The sequence below is a fragment of the Bordetella tumulicola genome, assembly GCF_965138755.1.
In the GTDB taxonomy this organism is placed as follows: domain Bacteria; phylum Pseudomonadota; class Gammaproteobacteria; order Burkholderiales; family Burkholderiaceae_B; genus Bordetella_A; species Bordetella_A tumulicola.
Map to the genome: position 1 here is coordinate 38,387 of NZ_CBCSFP010000004.1, position 21,201 is coordinate 59,587.

Annotated in this window: 17 protein-coding genes, 1 tRNA gene and 1 pseudogene; 14 read left to right on the forward strand and 5 right to left on the reverse strand. The window is 59.7% G+C overall.

From position 1 onward, the window contains the following. Positions 1 to 43: 43 nt before the first annotated feature. Positions 44 to 919 carry an inositol monophosphatase family protein gene (locus tag ACNAZS_RS12685; RefSeq protein WP_415789731.1) on the reverse strand — a complete coding sequence of 292 codons (876 nt, stop codon included), beginning with the start codon at positions 917 to 919 and terminating at the stop codon, positions 44 to 46. A 191-nt stretch (positions 920 to 1,110) separates the two neighbouring features. Between ACNAZS_RS12685 and mnmC the strand changes: the two genes are divergently transcribed. The 6 genes and pseudogenes from mnmC to ACNAZS_RS12715 all read left to right on the forward strand — a co-directional run bounded on the left by mnmC (position 1,111) and on the right by ACNAZS_RS12715 (position 8,303). After that, positions 1,111 to 3,006, forward strand: coding sequence for a bifunctional tRNA (5-methylaminomethyl-2-thiouridine)(34)-methyltransferase MnmC2/FAD-dependent 5-carboxymethylaminomethyl-2-thiouridine(34) oxidoreductase MnmC1 (gene mnmC / locus ACNAZS_RS12690; RefSeq protein ID WP_415789733.1), 1,896 nt, complete (start codon positions 1,111 to 1,113; stop codon positions 3,004 to 3,006). A 221-nt stretch (positions 3,007 to 3,227) separates the two neighbouring features. Continuing rightward, complete coding sequence (locus ACNAZS_RS12695; protein WP_415789735.1) at positions 3,228 to 5,453, forward strand: glycoside hydrolase family 31 protein; 2,226 nt, start codon at positions 3,228 to 3,230, stop codon at positions 5,451 to 5,453. 187 nt (positions 5,454 to 5,640) lie between these two features. Further along, a pseudogene (locus tag ACNAZS_RS12700) lies at positions 5,641 to 6,706 on the forward strand (methionine ABC transporter ATP-binding protein). Then, positions 6,687 to 7,340 carry a methionine ABC transporter permease gene (locus ACNAZS_RS12705; RefSeq protein ID WP_415789737.1) on the forward strand — a complete coding sequence of 218 codons (654 nt, stop codon included), beginning with the start codon at positions 6,687 to 6,689 and terminating at the stop codon, positions 7,338 to 7,340. The pseudogene ACNAZS_RS12700 and the gene ACNAZS_RS12705 overlap by 20 nt, the downstream one beginning before the upstream one ends. 23 nt (positions 7,341 to 7,363) lie before the next feature. After that, positions 7,364 to 8,161, forward strand: coding sequence for a MetQ/NlpA family ABC transporter substrate-binding protein (locus tag ACNAZS_RS12710; protein WP_415789739.1), 798 nt, complete (start codon positions 7,364 to 7,366; stop codon positions 8,159 to 8,161). A gap of 66 nt (positions 8,162 to 8,227) precedes the next feature. After that, a tRNA-Lys gene (locus ACNAZS_RS12715) sits at positions 8,228 to 8,303 on the forward strand. Between the two features lie 139 nt (positions 8,304 to 8,442). On the opposite strand, the gene ACNAZS_RS12720 is transcribed toward ACNAZS_RS12715, so the two are convergent. Next, the gene (locus ACNAZS_RS12720; protein ID WP_415789741.1) at positions 8,443 to 9,354 is read right to left on the reverse strand and encodes a LysR substrate-binding domain-containing protein; all 912 of its coding nucleotides are present in this window, start codon (positions 9,352 to 9,354) and stop codon (positions 8,443 to 8,445) included. Positions 9,355 to 9,467: 113 nt separating this feature from the next. Here ACNAZS_RS12720 and metC point away from each other — a divergent pair, with 113 nt between their 5' ends. From metC to ACNAZS_RS12750, 6 genes are all read left to right on the forward strand, one after another. Beyond that, positions 9,468 to 10,631 carry a cystathionine beta-lyase gene (gene metC, locus ACNAZS_RS12725; RefSeq protein WP_415789743.1) on the forward strand — a complete coding sequence of 388 codons (1,164 nt, stop codon included), beginning with the start codon at positions 9,468 to 9,470 and terminating at the stop codon, positions 10,629 to 10,631. A 66-nt stretch (positions 10,632 to 10,697) separates the two neighbouring features. Then, complete coding sequence (ehuB, locus tag ACNAZS_RS12730) at positions 10,698 to 11,570, forward strand: ectoine/hydroxyectoine ABC transporter substrate-binding protein EhuB (RefSeq protein ID WP_415789745.1); 873 nt, start codon at positions 10,698 to 10,700, stop codon at positions 11,568 to 11,570. Between the two features lie 21 nt (positions 11,571 to 11,591). After that, entirely contained in the window at positions 11,592 to 12,251 is a 660-nt protein-coding gene (locus ACNAZS_RS12735) for an amino acid ABC transporter permease (protein ID WP_415789747.1), read from the forward strand. After that, positions 12,241 to 12,900: an ectoine/hydroxyectoine ABC transporter permease subunit EhuD gene (gene ehuD / locus ACNAZS_RS12740; RefSeq protein ID WP_415789749.1), complete on the forward strand. Its 660-nt coding sequence runs from the start codon at positions 12,241 to 12,243 to the stop codon at positions 12,898 to 12,900. The genes ACNAZS_RS12735 and ehuD overlap by 11 nt, the downstream gene beginning before the upstream one ends. 25 nt (positions 12,901 to 12,925) lie before the next feature. Next, on the forward strand, positions 12,926 to 13,672 hold the full coding sequence (locus ACNAZS_RS12745; RefSeq protein WP_415789751.1) for an amino acid ABC transporter ATP-binding protein: 747 nt from the start codon (positions 12,926 to 12,928) through the stop codon (positions 13,670 to 13,672). 26 nt (positions 13,673 to 13,698) lie between these two features. After that, positions 13,699 to 14,703 (forward strand): succinylglutamate desuccinylase/aspartoacylase family protein, encoded by a 1,005-nt coding sequence (locus tag ACNAZS_RS12750; protein ID WP_415789753.1) that lies wholly within the window; start codon positions 13,699 to 13,701, stop codon positions 14,701 to 14,703. 129 nt (positions 14,704 to 14,832) lie between these two features. Here ACNAZS_RS12750 and ACNAZS_RS12755 read toward each other — a convergent pair whose 3' ends face one another. The 3 genes from ACNAZS_RS12755 to ACNAZS_RS12765 all read right to left on the reverse strand — a co-directional run bounded on the left by ACNAZS_RS12755 (position 14,833) and on the right by ACNAZS_RS12765 (position 17,919). Beyond that, positions 14,833 to 17,070 carry a phosphocholine-specific phospholipase C gene (locus ACNAZS_RS12755; RefSeq protein ID WP_415789755.1) on the reverse strand — a complete coding sequence of 746 codons (2,238 nt, stop codon included), beginning with the start codon at positions 17,068 to 17,070 and terminating at the stop codon, positions 14,833 to 14,835. Between the two features lie 38 nt (positions 17,071 to 17,108). Continuing rightward, the gene (locus ACNAZS_RS12760) at positions 17,109 to 17,267 is read right to left on the reverse strand and encodes a hypothetical protein (protein WP_415789757.1); all 159 of its coding nucleotides are present in this window, start codon (positions 17,265 to 17,267) and stop codon (positions 17,109 to 17,111) included. A gap of 265 nt (positions 17,268 to 17,532) precedes the next feature. Next, positions 17,533 to 17,919, reverse strand: a complete 387-nt coding sequence (locus ACNAZS_RS12765) for a hypothetical protein (protein WP_415789759.1) — start codon at positions 17,917 to 17,919, stop codon at positions 17,533 to 17,535. A 453-nt stretch (positions 17,920 to 18,372) separates the two neighbouring features. Here ACNAZS_RS12765 and ychF point away from each other — a divergent pair, with 453 nt between their 5' ends. Together ychF and ACNAZS_RS12775 are read left to right on the forward strand one after the other, a co-directional pair. Next, complete coding sequence (gene ychF, locus ACNAZS_RS12770; RefSeq protein WP_415789761.1) at positions 18,373 to 19,464, forward strand: redox-regulated ATPase YchF; 1,092 nt, start codon at positions 18,373 to 18,375, stop codon at positions 19,462 to 19,464. A 631-nt stretch (positions 19,465 to 20,095) separates the two neighbouring features. Then, the gene (locus ACNAZS_RS12775; RefSeq protein ID WP_415789763.1) at positions 20,096 to 21,088 is read left to right on the forward strand and encodes an Abi family protein; all 993 of its coding nucleotides are present in this window, start codon (positions 20,096 to 20,098) and stop codon (positions 21,086 to 21,088) included. Positions 21,089 to 21,201 lie beyond the last annotated feature (113 nt).

Consider the following 21,201-nt stretch of genomic DNA (forward strand, 5'->3'; position numbering starts at 1 on the left):
CGTCGCGAATCCGCGACGCCTGCCGCCCGCCGTCATGCCGAAATCACTCTTTGTGCAGATGCGGCGCAACCATCTCGTGCAGGGCGTCGACGATGGCCGGGTTGCCGGCCACGACGCGTCCGCCCACGGGCCAGGGGTCATGTTGATGCATATCGTGACAGACCCCGCCGGCCTCGCGCACGATCAACGTGCCCGCAGCCACGTCCCAGGATGCCAGGCCCATTTCCCAATAGCCGTCATAGCGGCCGCAGGCGGTCCAGGCCAGATCCAGCGCCGCGGCACCCATGCGCCGCACACCGCGGGTGGTGCAGATGGCGTCTCTCAGCATGGGCATGTACTGCTCGGCGAACGAAAAATCGCGATACGGAAAGCCCGTGGCCAACACGGCATCATTAAGCGACTGCGTGCGCGAGCAACTGATGCGACGACCATTCAACCATGCGCCAATGCCGTGCACCGCCGTAAATAACTCTTCGCGGCAGGGGTCATACACGACACCGATGACGGGTGTGTCTTCTTGTAGAGGGTCTGCGCCGGGCACCCGGGTGCCCGCATGGGCAACCAGTGCGATCGATACGGCATAGTGAGGAATGCCGTGCAAAAAGTTGGTAGTGCCGTCCAGGGGGTCGATATACCAGGTGGCCGGACCGCCGGGCGTGCCGCCCGTTTCTTCGGCGACGATGCCGAACTCGGGGGTTCGGGCACGCAAGACGTCGAGTATTGCGGCTTCGGCTTCGCGATCGGCTTGCGAGACCAGGTCGTTGTGGGCCTTGCGGTCAATGACCAGGTCGCTGCGATGATGGGCGTACGATTGCAGAATCGCGGCGCCTGTATGAGCCGCCGAAGCGGCGGCATCAATTGCAGCGCCCAAGTCCAGCGCCGCAGGCGCGTTCGTCGTGGTACGTTCGGTCTTCAACATGAGGCCAGTGTAAGCCTTTGAGGCGACGGTTCTACGGATTGTGACTAAATCGCGCCAGTGGGCGTGGCTTTCAGCCAACGTCATGACTTTGTCGCTTTGAGTATGCTGTGCGCCGTGTCGCGATGCGCATCATCGTGTAAATCCGCCTAATCCGCGCAAAATTCAGGCGTAGATGGCCAGTATTTTGGTTTATGTCTTACTCACCACTTATCGCTCCTGACGTTGGTCTGAATGCCAATGGTCACTTCAGTAATGCCTCGTATGGTGATGTTTATCATTCGATTTCTGGCGCGCTTGGGCAGGCGGAACACGTATTTTTGCGTGGCAACGGACTGCCGCGACGGTGGCGAGGTCGGCGCGGTTTTACCGTATGCGAAACGGGTTTTGGGCTGGGGCTGAATTTCCTCGCGCTGTGGCACGCCTGGCGTAGTGACCCAGCGCGTTCCGCGCGACTACACATGCTCTCTATCGAGGCGCATCCGTTTTCGCGCGACGCCTTGACACATTGGTTGCGCCAATTGGCGCCCGAACCGCTGCGGGCATTGGCGGATGAACTGGCCTCTCAATGGCCCACGTGTTTGCCGGGCCTGCATCGAATCGAGTTCGATGACGGCGCGGTGACGTTGACGCTGGCTTTCGGGCGAGCCGCGGCCGTCGTGCCGCAATTGCGCGCGTGCGTCGATGCGTATTTTCTGGACGGCTTTGCGCCTGATCGCAACCCTGACCTGTGGCAGCCTGCATTGATGCGCGATCTGGCGCGCCTGGCGGCACCCGATGCCACGCTGGCGACCTGGGCCAGTGCGGGTGCGGTGCGTCATGCGTTGAGCGAAGCCGGATTTCACGTCAGCAAGCAGCCCGGCTACGGGGGCAAGTGGCACATGACCGTTGGGGTGCGGGCGCCGCAAACGTCGCTTGCATCGCCATGGGGAGCGGCCTGGGCGTCCGCACGCGAGGCGGACGGTGCCAGTAGCGACGAGGTCGTTGTGATCGGTGGTGGCCTTGCGGGGGCGGGGATTGCCCAGGCCCTGGCTTTGCGAGGCCGGTCGGCCGTGGTGATTGATCCGGCCGGCGTGACGGGCGAGATGGCGCATGCCGGTCATGTGGCGGCGGCACTGACACCCGTCATTGCTCGTGACGACAATCCGCGTGCGCGATTGTCGAGAGCCGGCAGCCAGCGCGCGCAAGTGCGCTGGGCTAACCTCACGTCAGCCGCGTCGCCGCACCGTTGTGGCACGGTGCAGCTCGAGCGGGACGAAGGCCGCATGGCCGCACTGGATGAAACCCTCCGGCAACTGCAGTTCCCGACCGAGTGGGTCAGGGCCGTCGATCGCGACGAGGCCTCGTCGTTGGCTGGCGTGCCAGTCGCACGGGGCGGCCTGTTTTTTAGCCAGGGCATGCTGCTGCGGCCCGCCGCGTTGATTCCCGCGTTATTGAGCACCCCCGGCGTGCGCCGAGTCACGGGTCAGGCGACGGCCTTAACCCGCAGCGCATTGGGTTGGCAGGTCAGCGGACCCGACGGTCGCGTGTTGGCCCAATCCGCGACGGTGGTCGTCGCCAACGCGTTTGGGGCGCAGGCGTTGTTACGTCAAAGTGGCTTGTTGGACCCCCTGCCGCGCCTGGCGCAAATGCACGCACTGGCGGGGCAAGTCAGCTTGTTACCGAGCGATAGGGCCAGCGGCGGGCCGCGTTGCATCGTCGGGGGCGAGGGATATCTGTTGCCGGCGGTCGGCGGATGGTGCGTGGCAGGCAGTACCTACGAACATGGCGCCACGACGTCCGAAATCAGCGCCGCGGGTCAACAGACCATTTTGGACAAGGTCGCCGGGCTCTTAGGGGGGCTGCCGTCGGCCTGGGCGTCGCTCACGTCCGGTCAACTGCCGGGCTGGGCGGGGTGGCGTGCCGTGTTGCCGGGGCGGCTGCCCGCGATAGGTCCGTTGGCGCATGCGCCGGGAGTCTGGATTGCGGCCGGTTATGCCTCGCGAGGGTTGAGTTGGTCGGCGCTGAGCGGAGATTTGATCGCCGCCGCGTTGTGTGGCGAGCCCGTGCCATTAGAGGCAGATCTGTTGGCCGCCATCGCGCCGCGTTAGCACCATGATGGCCGTCGTTCGATGCCTGATGCCTTTAATACCCCGATCAAAAGCACCGCATGGGGCGTAAAGTGAGTCATCGCTACCGCACCAACGGCTTGTTTTTCGGGCGATTTTGGCCCGTCTTTTTGGCCTTAAAAAAGGCGCGATTTTATTTCCCCGGCTAAATCCGTCAAAATAGCATCTTTACCGATTTTTTGGCTTAAGCCGGGGGATGCTCTGTGCCGCCCAAGTTCGACTTTGCCCATACTACCCAACTCGATAATCTCGAGTTGCTCTCGTCACGTTCCAGCCGCATCGATTTCGATGCGGGCGACGGGCTGCGCCTGGTAGTCGAGGCGCATGCGCCTGGTGTCTTTCGCCTGCGCTGCGGCCAGGTGAATGTCCTTAATGAAGAGAAGCCCAGCGCGCGCGTACGCGCCGTTGCGGAAATGCTGTTAGCCCGCCAGGAAGCGGTGGGCGAATGCATCGTCACGCCGCATGACGGTGGCCAGGGGTGGCGTATCGCCCAAGGCGACACGTCGATTGATATCCAGACCGATCCCGTGCGTATTGCGCTGTATCGTGGCGAGACGCAGGTGTTTGCCTCTGATGTGTCAGAGCATGAGCCTGCGTTTGGCTACAACGCGCTGGATGAGGCGGATAACGCCGTCTGGAGTGCCGCGTTCGCGCTAGAGGAGGGCGAACGCCTCTATGGTCTGGGCGAGACCGACGGCGATTTGAATCGCCGCGAAGAATCCATCGTGTCTGACGATCCTGCCCATCGTGCGCTGCCATTGGCCTGGAGCCCGCGCGGCTGGGGGCTCTATGTCAATACGATGCGTCGCGCACATCACGATCTGGGTGTCGCGCCCACGGATTCCGCCTACACGCTCAGCGTCGAAGACACCGTCCTGGATGTGTTCTTTTTCGCGGGCGAGCCCGCCGAAATCCTGAATCAATACACGGCGCTGACGGGTCGCGCTGGCCAGCCCGTGTTATGGGCCATGGGTGCCTGGCTACAACAAGCCGAAGGCGAGATGGCCACCGATACGGCGGCGTTGGTCGCCCGCATGCGCGAGCTGCAGTTGCCGCTGGATGCGGTGAAGTTCGCTACGCCGTCCGCGTGGGGGTTTCAGGCGGACAAGGCCGTATTCGAATGGGATGCCCAGCGGTTTCCCGATGCCAAGCAGATGTTGGCGCTGTTTCACAAGCACAATGTCCATGTCGCCGCGACCGGGTTCCCGGGCGTCATTCAGTCCAGCCCTTTGTTCGAGGAACTCGAAGATCGCGGTTGGCTGCTGACGCGCGACGACGGTAGCGCACAGGTTTTTGACGGCAACGCCGCCACTGCTGGCCGGCCCTATGGTTTGCTGGATCTGACCTATCGCGACGTCTATAACCTGTGGATCGAACGGCATCGCCAATTGCTCGAAGACGGTCTCGACGCGCCTGTCTGTGACGCGCAGATCGCCATCCCCGATGACGTCAACGCGCGTAACGGCGATAGCGGCGCCACCTTGCGGTTCATGTACCCGCTGTTGGCGCGCCGGGCATTGTTTGATGCGGTGGCGGGGCATAAAGTCCCACCCGAAGGCGTCGTGCCCAGTACCGATCTGTTCCCGGCGGCGCAGCGTCTGCCGTGGCAGCTTGGCCCGCAAGTCACCAATGATTGGACCGGACTGGAGCACACATTGCGCACAGCCCTGTCGATCGGCGCCAGTGGCGTGCCGGTGCAAGTGCACAACATCGGCTGCGCTACGGCGCCTCTGGACAGCATGAACGCCGAGCTCTACCTGCGCTGGTTGACGGTGGGGGTGTTCTCGGCCAACTTCTGCTTCCAAGGCACGTCTGCTCTGCTGCCGTGGGCATTTGGCGACGCGGCGCTCGAGCAGGCCCGCACTTGGTTGCAATGGCGTTACCGCCTGATTCCGTATGTGCTGGGTGCGATCGAAGACTCTGCGCGTACCGGCCTGCCGGTACAGCGCTCCATGGCGCTGAGCTTTCCGAACGATCCGGATGCGCATGACTGGGATCTGCAATACTTGCTGGGGCCTGCGCTGCTGGTGGCCCCGGTGATGAAGCCCGGAAACAGCGTGACCGTGTATTTGCCCAAGGGCGATGCCTGGTGGGATTTGAACACCGGCTATCGTTACGAGGGCGGCACCACGCTGGCTGTGGAGTGGGGCACCGACAAATACCCTGTTTTCGGTCGCGAAGGGCACATGCTGTGCCTGGGGCCGATTGCCCAGCATGCTGGCGAATTCAACTCCGCCCGCATCCTGGACGAGGTCTGGATGTTCGGCATGCCGGTGCACAACCCGGTGGTCATGCGCAACAAGATTCGCGTCATGCAAATGCAGGGGTCCAGCTATATCAAGGGCCTCGAAGGCTTGCGTATCCTGCCCGCAGAGGGGTTGGAGGTCAAGCGTCGCGGGGCCGAGGTCCGCATTTCGCGCGCCCGATAGCCTCTCCGGGCGCCCACGCTGTCCCCATAAAGCGTGGGCGTTCCGTCTTTCGGTCCAACAGGGTTTCACTTCTTGAGTGATAGAGGTGGGGGCCTGTTGGGCCATCCACTTATATAACTAATAGTTATTAAAAAGAGACGAAACTGTCGTTCTCTTTAGAAACGCGATCCTAGACAATCGCAACGCCATGATTCACATCGAAACTCTATCGAAGACCTACGCCACGCCGCACGGGCGCTTTGACGCATTGCGCGACATCAGCCTGCACATTGAGCCGGGCGAGGTCTTTGGCATCATCGGCCCCAGCGGGGCGGGTAAAAGCACGCTGGTCCAGTGCATCAATCTGCTCGAGCGTCCCGACAGCGGCAAGATCACGATAGGCGGCACCGAGCTTACCGTCCTCGCTGAAACCGAATTGCGTCAACAGCGCCGTCGCATCGGCATGATCTTTCAAGGCTTTAATTTGCTGGCGCGCCGTACGGTGTATGGCAACGTTGCGCTGCCGCTGGAAATCGCCGGCGTGCCGAGCGACCAGATTCCTGCGAAAGTCGAGCGTTTGCTGGCGCTCGTGGGTCTGGAGCTTCTGCGTGACCGGTATCCCAGCCAGATCAGCGGTGGGCAAAAGCAGCGCGTGGGGATTGCCCGCGCCTTGGCGAACGATCCCGACGTATTGTTGAGCGACGAAGCGACGTCGGCGCTCGACCCGGAAACGACGCACACGATTTTGGCGTTACTGCGTGACATCAACCAAAAAACGGGCGTGACCGTCGTGATGATCACGCACCAAATGGAAGTGGTACGCGAAATTTGCGATCGCGTGGCCGTGCTGTCGCACGGCGAAGTCGTCGAATCCGGCCGTACCCAAGACATCTTCGCCACACCTCGTCACGAGGTCACGCGCGCCATGGTGTCCGCGGCGACGGCATCGGACCTGACCGATGCCACCTTGGCCGCCACTCAACAGCGTATTGCCGAATTGACGGCCGCCAAGCCCGGCACCGCCGCGCGGCTGTGGCGTATGAAACTGGCCGGTGGCGCCACGGCCGGCACCGTGTTATCCGATCTGACGCGTCAGCATGCGCTGGACGTCAGCTTGGTGCAGGCCCGCGTCGAAGACATCCAGGGGGTCGCTGTCGGTACCTTGTTTGTACTGGTGCAAGGGACGCCGACGGCAGTCAGCCAGGCCCAGGCCGCCCTGGCTGCATTAGACATTTCAGTAGAAGACATCGCATCATGAGCCAGCAACTGATTGACCTGCTCTTTACATCCCTGCTGGAAACGCTGCTGCTCGTGGGCGTTCCCAGCCTGATCGCCGTCGTCATCGGCATTCCGCTAGGCGTGATCCTGGTCGTGACGGCGCGCGGCGCGATGCTGCAAAACCTGACCGTCAACCGTGTGTTGGGCGCCATCGTCAACATCACCCGCTCGGTGCCCTTCATCATTCTGATGGTGGCCATCATTCCGTTCACGCGCTTTATCGCTCAAACGTCGATTGGTACCACTGCCGCCATCGTCCCGCTCTCGGTAGCGGCCATTCCATTCATGGCGCGCATCGCCGAAAACGCCATGCGCGAAGTTGACACCGGACTGCTGACCGCCGCGCGCGCGATGGGCGCGAGCCCGCTGCAGATCATCGTCAAAGTCCTGTTACCTGAGTCGCTGCCCGGCCTCATCGCCGCCACCATCGTGACCATCATCAGCCTGATTGGGTACTCCGCCATGGCCGGCGCCATTGGCGGCGGCGGCTTGGGTGACGTGGGCATCCGCTACGGTTATCAACGATTCCAGCCCGAAGTCATGCTGGCCGTCGTGGTTGTGCTGGTCGTCCTCGTGCAGTTTGTACAAGGCCTAGGCGACTGGCTCGTACGTCGCATGTCGCATCGCTAATTTTCCTATTCGGAAGCTACATCATGAGCATCAAATTCCTCAAATCATTGGCCGCCCTGGCATTGGGCGCTGCCGTTGTGACCCAGCCCGCACTCGCGCAAGACAAGCCGCTCAAGATCGGCGTCACCGCGGGCCCGCACGCGCAGATCTTCGACGTGGTCAAGCAAGAGGCCGCCAAGCAAGGTCTTGAACTCAAAGTCATTGAGTTCAGCGACTACGTTCAGCCCAACGCCGCCCTGGCCGCAGGCGACCTGGACATGAACGGCTACCAGCATCAGCCTTACCTGGACTCGGCCAACGCCGATCGTGGCTACAAGCTGGTCAGTATCGCCAAAACCGTGATTTTTCCCATTGGCATCTACAGCAAGAAAGTCAAAGACCTGAAGGACCTGAAAGAAGGCGCGCAGATCGGCATCCCCAACGATCCCACCAATGGTGGTCGGGCGCTGCTGTTGCTGCAAGAACAGGGGCTGATCAAGCTGGACCCCAGCGTCGGCCTGAAGGCCACCCCGATCGACGTGGTGGAAAATCCGCGCAACTTGCGTTTCGTCGAGCTTGACGCGGCACAACTGCCGCGCTCGCTTGATGACACTGACGCCTCCGCCGTGAACACCAACTTTGCCATGGAAGCCGGCCTGGATCCCAACAAGGACGCCATCGTGCGCGAATCATCCGAGTCGCCCTACGCCAACGTGCTGGTCGTGCGTGAACAAGACAAGGCCCGCCCGGATCTGCTGAAACTGGTCAGCATCTACCAAAGCCCGGCAGTCAAGGCCTTCATCGCCGAGAAGTTCAAAGGGGCCGTGGTTGCCGCCTGGTAATTGAGCATTTTTCCGCCCTTCGTTTGACGGAACGGTCAAAATAGGTCATAATTTCGCGCTTCGGTCGGGCCTTTAGCTCAGTCGGTAGAGCAGCGGACTTTTAATCCGTTGGTCGCGAGTTCGAGTCTCGCAGGGCCCACCACCAGAATCAAGATAACGCCAATCCTTCGGGGTTGGCGTTGTTTTGTATCTGCCCATCTTTCTCTGTGCGTTCTTCGCTGCGGTTCGTGTTCAGGGACCGCTGACATTGCCAAGAAGGCCAGATCACAAAAGTCCAAACGCTATCGCAGCGCAGCCTGAATGCGCTGCAGATCGTGTTCGGCCTGAATACGCATCAGGCTGAGCAGGTCACGGGCATTACTCGATAGCGGCTTACCCGGCCGAAACACGAGTAGTGAGCGGAACGTCGTATCGACGGCCAGCCGCTTGATGATCAATCCGCGCGGTAGATAGTCGACGGCCGTCATCGGGTGAATCAGGCCGATTCCCATCCCCTGCAATATCAATTCGCATACGGAAAAGGCATATGGTGTTTCCAGCACCGGACGCAAATTCAATCCTCGGGCGGTCAATGCGGCCTCCAGGCGTCGGCGGCTGGCGTCTTCGGGGTTGAGCGCGATGAAATCCTGATCGACGAGATCCTCTAGCTCTATGATTTTGTGCTTGGCCAAAGGATGGTCGGGACGCATCGCGATCACACCGGGGATTTCGATAAAGGGCGAATGCTCCAGGCCAACGATGGTGATTTCATCGGCCATCAGTCCGAAATCCAGTTGTCCCGCGCTGACCTGCTGCAGCACTTCGCGCGAGCTCATGATCTGAAACGACATCTGTATGCGGCGCGAGGTCGGCGAAAAAGCGGCAATGGCGCGCGGCATGAATCCCACGCCCAACGCGGGCAGCGATCCGATGGCCATGCGGCCGACGCCAAAGGATTTCAAGCTACGAATCCGATGCTCGATCTGCTCGAATCCCGCAAAGCAGCGGTCCACCTCTATCAATAATGCATCGGCCTCTTGTGTTGGCACCAGGCGATTACGCACCCGATCAAAGAGGCGCAGGTCGGCGTCGGTCTCCAGCCGTCTGATGGCCTGACTGACCGCCGGCTGGGAAATTTCCAGCACTAGCGCCGCCTTGCTCGTCGTCCCCGCTCGCATGACGGCGCGGAAAATCTGGATATCGCGCATTTCCATATCTATAAGTACCGCTTTTAGAATGAGTAATAGTAATTGTTGAAATAATAGTAGCTAGCGCCCAAACTGAGCCATTACACAACTCACAACACCGCCCGCGCGGTCTATTGCTGATGGCAACTCCTGACAACACCACCGGTCCTGACCAGCCCTTCGCCAGTTTGTCTCCCGCGGTTTGGCGCGGTTCGACGGTGGTTTTCGACTCGCTGGACGATTTTTCCGAACGCAGACATCGCCAGCCGGATGGCTATAGCTACGGCGTGACGGGTACGCCTACGGCTCGTCTGCTCGAGAGTCGTATTGCCGCGCTGGAGAACGGCGCGCATTGCGTCATCGCGCCGTCTGGGGCCGCGGCCTTGATGATGGTGGTCATGGCGTACGTGCGCACTGGTGATCATGTCTTGCTGTCGGCGGCCAGTTACGGATCACTGGTGTCGTTGGCGAACCAGTGGCTGACCAGACTGGGCGTGGAGGTAGAGTACTACTTGCCGGTTGCATCGGCCGACGAGATCGAGCGCTTGATCCGGCCCAATACGCGCATGATTTGTCTTGAGTCACCGGGCACGGTGACCATGGAAATGAGTGACGTCCCCGCGATCGCCGCCGTGGCGCAGCGTCGCGGTGTCCTGACCATGATGGACAACACGTGGGCGAGCCCGCTGGGCTTTCGGCCGCTGGATCATGGCGTGGATTTCAGTGTCGAGGCGGCGACGAAGTTCTTCAGCGGACACTCCGACGTGCTGATGGGCAGCGTCACGACGAACGATTCCGAACACTACGCTGTTTTGCGAGAGGCACAGGGCACGCTGGGCCAGCAGGTCAGCCCCGATGATTGTTTTCTGGTGCTGCGCGGCCTGGAAACCTTCCCGCTGCGTTTGGCGGCACAAGGGGAGTCAACGTTGCGCATTGCGACCTGGCTGGAGCGTCAGCCGTTGGTCGAGCGCGTGTGGTATCCGCCCCTGCCGTCGGATCCCGGCCATGCCTTGTGGCAGCGTGATATCCGCAGCAAAGGTTGCCTGTTCTCGGTGCAGTTGCTCCCTGGCGATGCTGATGCTTACCGCGCGTTCTTCAACGTGCTGCAGCGGTTTTCTATCGGTGCCAGCTGGGGCGGCGTTCATAGTCTGGCGGCGTTCTACCCCGCCGAACTGCAAAGCAGTCGCCAATTTCCCGCTACCGATCAGCCGCTGATCCGGTTGGCGATAGGCGTAGAGGATCCCGAGTTGTTGCTGGCTGAGCTTCAGGCTGCTTTGTCAGCCTATGGTGCCCAGCGAGGCTGACCGGTATCGAGCAGGGCCGTGAAGGGCACTTCGCGGAAAAAAAATGACATATCAAGAGGAAAAATTATGCTCACCAACTTGTTCAAAAGTGCCGCTGCCGCGGCCATGACGACTGTCTTGCTGGGCGCGCTACCCGCCGCCCATGCAGACACAAAAGACACCATCCTGGAAAATAAAAAAGTCACCATCGGCATTCACAACCGTCAGCCTTGGGGCTTTCGCGCAGAAGATGGCGCAGCGACAGGATTTCACCCTGACTTGATCCGTGCCGCGTTCGAGCGCCTGGGCGTCAAGCAAGTGGATTTCGTGATCACCGAGTTCGGTGCGTTGATTCCCGGCCTTAACGCGGGACGTTTTGATATGGTTGCTTCGGGGATCGCCATTACCCCCGAGCGCTGCAAGGTCATCATCTTCAGCGAGCCCGATCTTGCCGTTGGCGATAGCTTGATCGTCAAGAAGGGCAATCCGCTGAAAATCCACAGCTATGCCGACATCGTGGCCAATCCCAAGATACGCCTGAGCGGTGGACGAGGCACGCTTAACTCCAAGAACGCCATCGACGCGGGTGTGCCGACATCGCAGATGACTTATCTGGGCGATGTCCAGGCCATGCTGTCCGCGTTGCTGGCCGATCGCGTCGATGCCGTCACGTTGTCCGCGCCCAGCGTCGTCGGGCTGCTGGACGATCCCAAGTTGCAGGGAGTGGAACGCGCGAAGCCGTTCACGGGTCTGGTTCGCGACGGCGTGCCGGCCATGATGTACACGGCCATTGCATTTCGTACAGACGATACCTCGTTGCGCGACGCCTATAACGAACAATTAAAAGCGCTGAAAGCTGAAGGCGTCGTCGACAAACTGCGCGATACATATGGATTCACCGACGATGACAAGGTTGACGACGCGGTGACTACCGAGAAAGTGTGCGCCGGTAAGTATTAACCGTAAACGAGAAGCGTGGCCATGGAAGGGTTCGACATTCTTGCGGGCATTTTCGAAGGGTTCCGCGTCACCGCGCTGGTCACGCTATATGGCATGCTCTGGGCGGTGCCCTTTGCTTTGATCACGGGCGTATTGCAGCACTTTACGCATGGCGTGACGCGGTTCGCCGTGACCTGCTTGATCGAGTTCTGGCGCAGTTCGCCCGTCCTCATCCTGCTGTTCGTGCTGTATTACGCGCTGCCCGATTTCGGCGTGCGATTGTCGAGCATGACCGTGGGGGCCATGGCGCTGGGCCTGAATATCGGCGGTTATGGCAGCCAGGCGGTGCGTGCCGCGCTGCAATCGTTGGATCGTGGTCAGGTTGAAGCGGGCCGCGCCCTGGGATTGCATCGTTTGCACATCCTATGCCTGATCGAATTGCCGCAGGCCATATCCGCCATGATGCCCACTTTCGTCAACCAGTTCATTCAACTGGTCAAAGGGACGGCCATCGTCTCGCTGATTACGCTGACGGATATGACGTTTCGCGCCAAACAGATTGCCGAGCTGCAGTACAACCCCGTTGGTGTCTACACGTCGCTGATGCTGGCCTACTTGATCGTGTGCTACCCCGCCACGCTCTTTGGCCGCTATCTGGAGCGTCGGGTGAAAATCCAGGGTCGAGGTAGCCGTGAGATTTGATCCCGAATTTGCGATCTCCGTCGTCCCCATGATTTTGGCGGGACTGGGCACGACGCTCTGGATCACCGTGGCCGCGTCGATCGGCGCCGCCGTGTTGGGGTTCGTGCTGGAGATTTTGCGACGCAGTAACCGCTGGGTGGGTTACGTGATGCGTTTCATCATTGATGTAATCCGTTCGACGCCGGTGCTGGTGCAGTTGTATTTCATTTACTTCGTCCTGCCGGTCTACGGGTTGACGTTGCCCGCAACCCTGTCGGGTGTGCTGGGACTATCGATCTATTACAGCGGCTATCTGGCCGAGGTCTTTAAGGGCGGCATCGACAGTATCGATGCGGGCCAGTTCGAGGCGGGTAAGGCATTGGGATTGCGTCGTTCAGACGTGATTGTGTCGGTGATCTTGCCGCAGATGCTGCGCAATGTTGCCGCCCCGATGGGCAACTACTTTGTCTCAGCGCTGAAGGCCACGCCTTATCTGGCCGTGATCGCGGTCCCGGAAATGCTGGGTCTGGCGATGGAAGTCGGCGCAAACTCCTTCCGTTATGCGGAACCTATGGTCGCCGTGGGCATTATCTTTCTGATCCTGGCGCTGGGTATCAATCTGATCGTACGCAAGCTTGAGCATCGGCTCCAGGTTGCGCATCAGCGTTAATTAGCCCGGCAAAGACAAAAACACTATGGATTCCGTTTTGAACTCACCGGCCGTGCAGATCGAGGGTCTGCAGAAATGGTATGGCAACTTTCAGGTCCTGTATGACGTGGATCTCACGGTGCAAACTAATGAGCGCATCGTTATTTGCGGCCCATCGGGCTCCGGCAAGTCCACGTTGATCCGTTGCGTGAATCAGCTAGAGACGCATCAGGGCGGCATCATCGAAGTCAACGGCCAGCGGGTCAGTCAATCCACGCCGAATATGCACTTGATACGGCGCGATATCGGCATGGTCTTTCAGCACTTTAATCTGTTCCCGCATCTGACCGTGCTCGAAAACTGCATGCTTGCGTTGCGCAAGGCGCGCGGCATGACGCGCGACGAGACCCAAGAGGTCGCACGGCATTATCTGAAGCGGGTGCGTATCCCCGAGCAGCAAGACAAGTATCCCGGCCAACTCTCCGGAGGACAGCAGCAGCGCGTGGCCATTGCGCGCGCCCTATGCATGAACCCCAAGGTCATGTTGTTCGATGAGCCTACCTCGGCGCTCGACCCTGAAATGATCAAGGAAGTGCTGGACGTGATGACGGATTTGGCGCGCGAGGGGATGACCATGATTTGTGTCACGCACGAAATGAATTTCGCCCGCACTGTCGCCGATCGCGTGGTATTCATGGATGCCGGCCGCATCGTCGAGCAAGCCGATCCAGAGACCTTTTTCAGCGCCCCCACGCATCCGCGCGCAAAGCAGTTTCTGAGCCAAATTTTGTAAGTCAGCACCGACCGAGGATTCTCATCATGGCCGAAAGCTCCCGCATCTGGACCCACATCGATTTCAATAAAGAGGGCAAGCAGGTCGGCAATCTGCACGTCCCGCATTCGGTGGACCTGTCAGCCTACGCGATGATCCAGATCCCCATCGTCTGCATCGGTCATGGCGAGGGGCCGACCGCTTTGTTGACCGCCGGCAATCATGGCGACGAGTACGAGGGGCAGATTGCCTTGCGCAATCTTGCGCGGCTGCTGTCGCCCGAAGACGTCCACGGCCGCGTCATCATCATTCCATCCTTGAACTATCCCGCCGTCGAGAGTGGCCGTCGCGTGTCGCCGGTCGACGAGGGCAACCTGAATCGCTTGTTTCCTGGACGTGCCAACGGATCGGCTACGGAGATGATCGCGCATTATGTCGATAGCGTTCTGTTTGAGCTGGCCGACGTGGTGATCGACGTGCATTCTGGCGGACGGTCGCTGGATTATGCCCATACGGCGCTCGCGCAGCGCGTCGCCGACAAAGCGCAAGATCAGGCGTTGCGAGAGCTCTTGACGGTATTCGGGGCGCCGCACAGCGTGTTGACCACCGGTTCGGGCGGAGGGGGCGCCACCACGCTCTACGCTGCCGCGGCAAAACGCGGCATTCCCGCTCTGACCACGGAATTAGGGAGCGGCGCGACGCTTAGCCCGCAGGGGCTCGCCATTGCCGAACAAGGCGTACGTCGTGTGCTGCGCCATTACGGTATTGCCCCCAACATCGAATGTGTGCCCGCGCCCGCCACGCAGCTCCTGAGCTCGCTGGGGCCGAGACACGCCATCTACGCCCCGCGCGCTGGCCTGATGGAGCCACTGGCCGAGGTAGGAGAGGCCGTGCGCGCGGGGCAGCCCGCCCTGCGCCTGTACGAGCTGGAGGATCCGCTGGCGCCACCCCTGACGCTCAACTTCGGGGCCGATGGGATCGTCTCGTGCCGACGGTTTCCCACCCTTTGCGCACGCGGCGACGGCTTGTTTCATTTGGCCGCGCCGCTATAAGCGGAAATGGGCGAAAAAGCCCTCCGATTGCCTGACGCTAGGGATGCAATTCAAAGACTTTCCTGAGGCAATTCTCTAAAGAGCAGGAAGGCGTTGCGGCCTTCCTTCGCTGTTGCAGACGGATCAGCCTCAGGCTTCAGTGCCCATTGCCGGATCGCTAACGGAGTGCTCACCGGTTTCTACGCGGCCCGCGAAACGGCGCACGAATGTGACATCGCTGTCGCATTTGACCTGGAAATCATACCAACGGCCGCTGTCGGCCAATTCCCAATGCAGGGATTCCTGGGCGCCCGCCGTGACCGTGATTGTCCATGGCCCATCCTCTCGATAGGCCAAGGGGCTGATGGTGAACGTACAGTCTGCAGTACCTGCGTTGATCAGTTCCGCATACACATTACCGTTGGCGATGTCATAGCAGACGCGGATTTCTGGCTGCGCGCCGCCGTCGGCGAGACGTCCGGTATCGCCGACGAAGTGACGGTGATAGCCGTTGGGGCCCAGCACCCATAGATCGTAGTGGCCCAGATTGTCCAGGCCCGCGTTCCAAGTATCGTCCAGGGTTTTTCCGGCCTCTAGCGTGTAGCGGCGCGGGATACGATCCAGATGGTGACGGTCATAGACGTGAAATACGGCGGCCTGAGTCCCCGTGTTGGAGAACAGCAGTTGGACCTGGCCGTCAGCGTTGCTGCGCGCGCTGGTGTGCAATTCGTACGGCAGCGCGCGCGATGGGCGCGTGCCGCTGGCTTGTAGAGGTATCTGCAGATCGGCGGGCAGCGGTACTGGGGGCAACGCGGCCTGAGCGTCGCGCAACTGATCCGCGTCGGCGCGCGTGAGACGGCCGTTCAGGGCAGGCAGTACCTCTTCGTTTGGTGTGGCGAAGTTGAACGCACTGGTCAGGTCGCCGCAGACGGCACGGCGGAACGGACTGATGTGAGGCGCCTTGACGCCAAAACGGGTTTCCAGGAAGCGCAGCACCGAGGTGTGGTCGAACACTTGCGAGTTGACCCAGCCGCCGCGGCTCCAGGGTGAAATCACGAACATGGGAACACGGGGGCCTGGGCCGAAGACGCGGCCATCGGCGTCGGGCTGACCAGCGCTGCCTTCCGGTGGGATCTGCGTATAGTATTCGTACGCCATATCGTCGTCTGATAGCGTTGTCTTGCCGGCCAGGCTGCCGTCGCTATTGGGCGACGGCGCGGACGGCGATGGCACATGGTCAAAGAATCCGTCGTTCTCGTCAAAATTGATCAGCAGTACGGTTTTGCTCCAGACGTCCGGGTTGGCGGTGAGCGCGTCCAGGATCTCTTGAATGAACCAGGCGCCTTGCACAGGGCTGGAAGGTCCGGGGTGCTCGCAATAGATAGAAGGCGCATTCACCCAGGATACTTGCGGCAAGTTGCCCTGCTGCACATCGCGCCGGAAGGCATCCAGATACGTATCGGGCGCAGTGCCGGGTAGCGTGTTGGCGATGCCCTTGTATAGCGGATTGCCTGGGTTATCCGTGGTCGCGTCATAGGCGTGATAGGGCAGTGCCTGGCCGGTTTCGGCATAAGGCGAATTCGGTTCGCCGCCGCTGGAAACAGGAAAGTCCGAGGCGAGATTGGCCGCGCGGAATTGGCGAAACGCGCCCAGCATGTTGTCGCCCCATTCGTCGGGCATGTTCTGGTAACAGATCCAACTGACGCCGGCGTCTTCCAGATTCTCGGCATAGGTTTTCCAGGTGTAGCCGGTCTCATCATTGCCCGCAGTGCCGGCGATCCAATCCCACTCGTTGTTCACATACGCGACGTTCTGCGCGGTCGGGCCGTTGGTGCCCGTCAGGTGAAAAGAGCGGTTGGCGTCGGTACCCGTGTGCATGCTGCAGTGATAGCTATCACAGAGCGTGAACGCATTGGCCAGCGCGAATTGAAACGGGACTTCCTGTTCCTTGTAATACCCCATGGATTGGTCCTGCTTGTAGCGGGGCCATTGTGTGATGCGACCGTTATCCCAGGCCTCCTGGCTGTCGACCCATGTGTGGTTTGTGCCTGCCACGCGCTGGGCGTTGTTGGCCGTGCTATCCAGATGGTAGGGGGTCAAGAGCGCACCGTTGCCGCGTTCCTGCTGCCAGACCTTGCGGTCGTTGATCATGGGGATAGTGAACCGGTCGCCGAAACCGCGCACGCCCTTGAGCGTCCCGAAGTAGTGGTCGAACGAACGATTTTCTTGCATCAGGATGACGACGTGTTCGACGTCCTTGATCGTGCCCGTCTTGTTGTTGGCGGGAATGGCCAACGCTTTGCGGATGCTGGGCGGAAATGTCGCGAGGACGGCGGCGGCGAGGCCTGCGCCCGTAGTGGTTTGCAGGAATTGGCGACGAGAGGTCATGGGAATCCGTGAGGCAGTCATGGGGCGGATGGCGGGCGTTACGGCGCGCAGCGCAACTGGGGTTGCGCCGGCTGTTCGGTACCGGGATCGGTGGGCGTGGACGGCGAGTCGTCGTCATCGCCGCTGCCACAGGCCGTCAGCAGAATGGCCATCGCCAGAGACGCGGCCAATAGGCGTGCAGAGAAAAGGGTGGGCATAAGCTCAGGTTTGCGAAGGATGAAAAACGATCTGACGAGATCAAGCGTCAAGCCGATGCAAGCCTAAGGGGGAGAAGTGACAACAGAGTGAAAGTTGCGGGGAGTCTGTAACAAATTGAGGTGCTGACTGGAAATATCAGACCGGTGGTTGCGACGTTGGCGAGATGCATGTACACCCGCAAGCGAATGGCTCGGGCGAACAAGATAGTGCGTTACAGGGGGGCAATCGCGACAGGCCCGATACAGAGCAACAATAGTGTGGCCGCTATCGTTGTGTGGCAATGAGTGCAGTGTCGGTTTTCATAAGGCGTGCGTGGCGGCATTCCTTCATGCGGCTTTGCGTTGATGACGCAGCGATTCCCAGCCCAGCATGGCGAGTCCAATGGACTTGGGCATAGGCTTTGTCCCGCTGCGGTAATACGCGAGCATTCGGCGGCTGATGCCTAGTGCTTGAAAAGATGACGCCGCGCCGCCATTCATCAAGTGCTGCCTTGGCAAAGAGCTTGCGGTCAGACAGGCGAGCCAAAGGTGGACACTTGGCGATCAAGCCTGACAGATCCACCTCGGCACGGTATCCGTCCGCAAAAGTCAGGCCCAATCGTTGCGGACCGGCGATGGATATATGGGTAATAACGAATTGAGGTTGATTCACGGGTTTAGCTCCTGCCATTTTTGTCTCAACACGGTGCGATTGCTATGAGCCCAAATAAGAACCTCAGCCAACTCGTATGGCTTGATTGAGCCGGACAGTACGGTCAGGTTGTTGATGACACGTTGCACTAGGGAATCAAAGATCCTCAAGCCTATTGGACTTAATGTAGAAGGCTGTTTGTTTGTACAGTATTTTGGCGAAACCAGACGAATCCTGGCCCTGATATCCCTGCTTTTCCTTTCCCGCATACGCGCAGAGTTTTCTTATGGCCGATTGCAGGTACCCGACAAAGCTACAATCGACATAAATTTGGACAAATCAAGCACAAAACGGCGTCTTGACGCCCTGGCTAAGGTGATTTAGCGGTGGTAACCCGTTGAGGTAACAGTGGCAGCGCTGATACTTTACCTATTTCACTCACGGCCCGAGCGTGCTGAATAATCAAGGATTTCCATGGCTCTGCAATGCGGCATCGTCGGCCTGCCCAACGTCGGCAAATCGACCCTTTTTAACGCACTCACCAAGGCCGGCATAGCCGCCGAGAACTACCCTTTCTGCACGATCGAGCCCAACGTGGGCGTGGTCGAGGTGCCGGACCCGCGTCTGGCCCAGTTGGCCGAGATCGTCAAGCCCGAGCGCGTTGTGCCCGCCGTGGTCGAGTTCGTCGACATCGCGGGCCTGGTGGCGGGCGCGAGCCAGGGTGAAGGCCTGGGCAACCAGTTTTTGTCGCACATCCGTGAAACGGACGCCATCGTCAACGTGGTGCGCTGCTTCGAAGACTCTAACGTGATACACGTGGCCGGCAAGGTCGATCCTATTGCCGATATCGAGGTCATTTCCACCGAGCTGGCGCTGGCCGATCTGCAAACCGTCGAAAAAGCTGTTCACCGCAACAACAAGTTGGCCCGCTCGGGTGACAAGGAAGCCGCCAAGCTGGTCGCGCTGCTGGAACGCTGCCAGAAGCAGCTGGATGCTGCTCAACCCATTCGCGCCATGGGCCTGGATGCCGAGGAACTGTTCTCGCTGAAATCGTTCGGCTTCATCACCGCCAAGCCCGCCATGTTCGTGGCGAACGTCAGCGACAGTGGTTTCGAGAACAATCCGCTGCTGGACCGTCTGACGGAATACGCCAAAGCGCAGAACGCGCCCGTGGTCGCCATCTGCGCCGCCATCGAGTCCGAGATCGCCGAGCTTGACGATGCCGACAAGTCGGTTTTCCTGGACGACATGGGCATGCAAGAGCCGGGCCTGGATCGCCTGATCCGCGCCGCCTTCCGCCTGCTGGGCCTGCAGACGTATTTCACCGCGGGTGTTAAAGAAGTCCGTGCCTGGACCGTCAAGGTCGGCGCCACCGCGCCTCAGGCTGCGGGTGTCATTCACACGGACTTTGAGCGTGGTTTTATTCGCGCGCAGACGATCTCATTCGACGACTTCATTACCTACAAGGGTGAAGCCGGCGCCAAAGAAGCCGGCAAGATGCGCGCGGAAGGCAAGGAATATGTCGTGCAGGATGGCGATGTGTTGAATTTCTTGTTTAACGTTTAAACGTGTGATCAACGTCTGACAGTTTTTTCTTATTTCGAAAGTCTCCGATGCCAAGCCAAAGTCGGTCAAACCTGCTGGTCGAGATTGGAAATTTCCAGACAGCGAGGAGCTTGTTCCTGCATATTTGCAAGTAATAGAAGTCTAGAAATGGGGCAGTCCAATAATTAGATGGGGTAATTTATGCTTCCAATACCCCTTTTCTGGGCCGGACTCCCGTTAGGTAGATTGTCACACTGGATTAGCACTTGGCCGCCCCCCTGGTGCTGATCCCTCAGGCGATGCTTGACTTCCTGCGCATTCACCCCCTTCCGGCTAGCAACGGCCGCATGTCGCGCGTGCTGACCCTGCTGCTGCCCGAACTATCGCTACCTGAACGATGGATCGACACTGTGTCTCGCTTGCCGCATGACACTAGGATTAGTCTGATAGCGGAGCTATACAGATTACATGATGGTGATTGCGTGAAATCCGGATATTGAGACGTTTGCCGCGCTAATCGAATCAGCGAGCCTGGGCGATCATGCAGGATGATGACCCATATATGCCCGTGCCAGCGGGGGATATGCCATTGCCAGGTTTCGCGAAACAACGCTAAAGTGGCCGCCCATTCGTGCGTTAAAAGATGATCTAAGTGAGCGACCCCAAGCCTTGGAAAAGCTATGCCGACCAACTGGACCAATTGATAGCAAGGGGACTGGCTGTCAGTGACCGGGATCGCGCTCTCGATTACCTGGAACGTATTGGCTACTACCGGCTGAGTGGTTACTGGTTTGCATTTCGTGAGCGCAGCGAACCGTTATGTCTGTTAGATGAGGGTGGCAAAAAGCCGAAAAAAGTGCGAGAAGAACGGATCGCGCTGGACACCTTCCGTGCTGGGGCGACGTTCCAAAATGCGGTGGACTTGTACGTGTTCGACAAGCAGTTGCGGATGCTGGTAATGGACGCACTGGAACGCATCGAGGTCGCTTTGCGGGTAGATGTGTCCTATACGTTGGGGAGGCTTGATCAGTTCGCGTACCTCAAGGCCGAACTGCTCCACGACGAGTTCAGCACCAAGCTGAATAAAGACACCGGTGTTACTCGGCACCACGACTGGTTGAGCAAGCATGCTCAGCTGATCGGCCGCTCTAAGGAGGAGTTTGTACGCCATAACCGCAGCAAATACGGACTCCCGCTTGCCATCTGGGTAGCCTGTGAGGTGTGGGACTTTGGCACGCTCTCAACTTTGTTCAATGGCATGCGAGAGAGTGAGCAGGACGTGATTGCCAACGGGTACGGCGTGAGCAACGGTCGCGTGTTCGCAACATGGTTGCGCAGTCTAAATTATCTGCGCAACGTCTGTGCGCATCATGGCCGCCTGTGGAATCGCAATATAGTCTCGCAACCCAAGTTACCCTCGGTGGCTGAATTGAAGTGGGTCGCTCTATTTGAGGGCGATACGCACGCGCAGGCGCGCTGCTTCTTGCTATTGACGATCATCCGACACTTGCTGAGTGTGGTCAACCATCGTTCGAGTTGGCCCGAACGAATGAAGATGCAACTGCAGGCCTTTCCCGATCTGAACGACCTTGGCCTGAACCTGGTAGGTATGGGCGCGCCAAGCGGCTGGGAGGCTGCTTGGTGATAGCAGGCATGAAAAAACCCCTCAGCAATTTCTCTGCCGAAGCAGGGTTATCGAGAGGGGCCGTGTTGAAAAGAATGGTAGGTGTTGCAGCGTAATTTGTCAATATAAAGCCG

Bases quoted from the DNA above. Each gene is read 5' to 3' on its own strand.
- ychF (WP_415789761.1), top strand. From the start codon at position 18,373: ATGGCTCTGCAATGCGGCATCGTCGGCCTGCCCAACGTCGGCAAATCG.
- ACNAZS_RS12735 (WP_415789747.1), top strand. From the start codon at position 11,592: ATGGAAGGGTTCGACATTCTTGCGGGCATTTTCGAAGGGTTCCGCGTC.
- ACNAZS_RS12710 (WP_415789739.1), top strand. From the start codon at position 7,364: ATGAGCATCAAATTCCTCAAATCATTGGCCGCCCTGGCATTGGGCGCT.
- ACNAZS_RS12760 (WP_415789757.1), bottom strand. From the start codon at position 17,267: ATGCCCACCCTTTTCTCTGCACGCCTATTGGCCGCGTCTCTGGCGATG.
- ACNAZS_RS12720 (WP_415789741.1), bottom strand. From the start codon at position 9,354: ATGGAAATGCGCGATATCCAGATTTTCCGCGCCGTCATGCGAGCGGGG.
- ehuB (WP_415789745.1), top strand. From the start codon at position 10,698: ATGCTCACCAACTTGTTCAAAAGTGCCGCTGCCGCGGCCATGACGACT.
- ACNAZS_RS12705 (WP_415789737.1), top strand. From the start codon at position 6,687: ATGAGCCAGCAACTGATTGACCTGCTCTTTACATCCCTGCTGGAAACG.
- ACNAZS_RS12745 (WP_415789751.1), top strand. From the start codon at position 12,926: ATGGATTCCGTTTTGAACTCACCGGCCGTGCAGATCGAGGGTCTGCAG.
- ACNAZS_RS12750 (WP_415789753.1), top strand. From the start codon at position 13,699: ATGGCCGAAAGCTCCCGCATCTGGACCCACATCGATTTCAATAAAGAG.
- mnmC (WP_415789733.1), top strand. From the start codon at position 1,111: ATGTCTTACTCACCACTTATCGCTCCTGACGTTGGTCTGAATGCCAAT.
- ACNAZS_RS12755 (WP_415789755.1), bottom strand. From the start codon at position 17,070: ATGACCTCTCGTCGCCAATTCCTGCAAACCACTACGGGCGCAGGCCTC.
- ACNAZS_RS12685 (WP_415789731.1), bottom strand. From the start codon at position 919: ATGTTGAAGACCGAACGTACCACGACGAACGCGCCTGCGGCGCTGGAC.
- metC (WP_415789743.1), top strand. From the start codon at position 9,468: ATGGCAACTCCTGACAACACCACCGGTCCTGACCAGCCCTTCGCCAGT.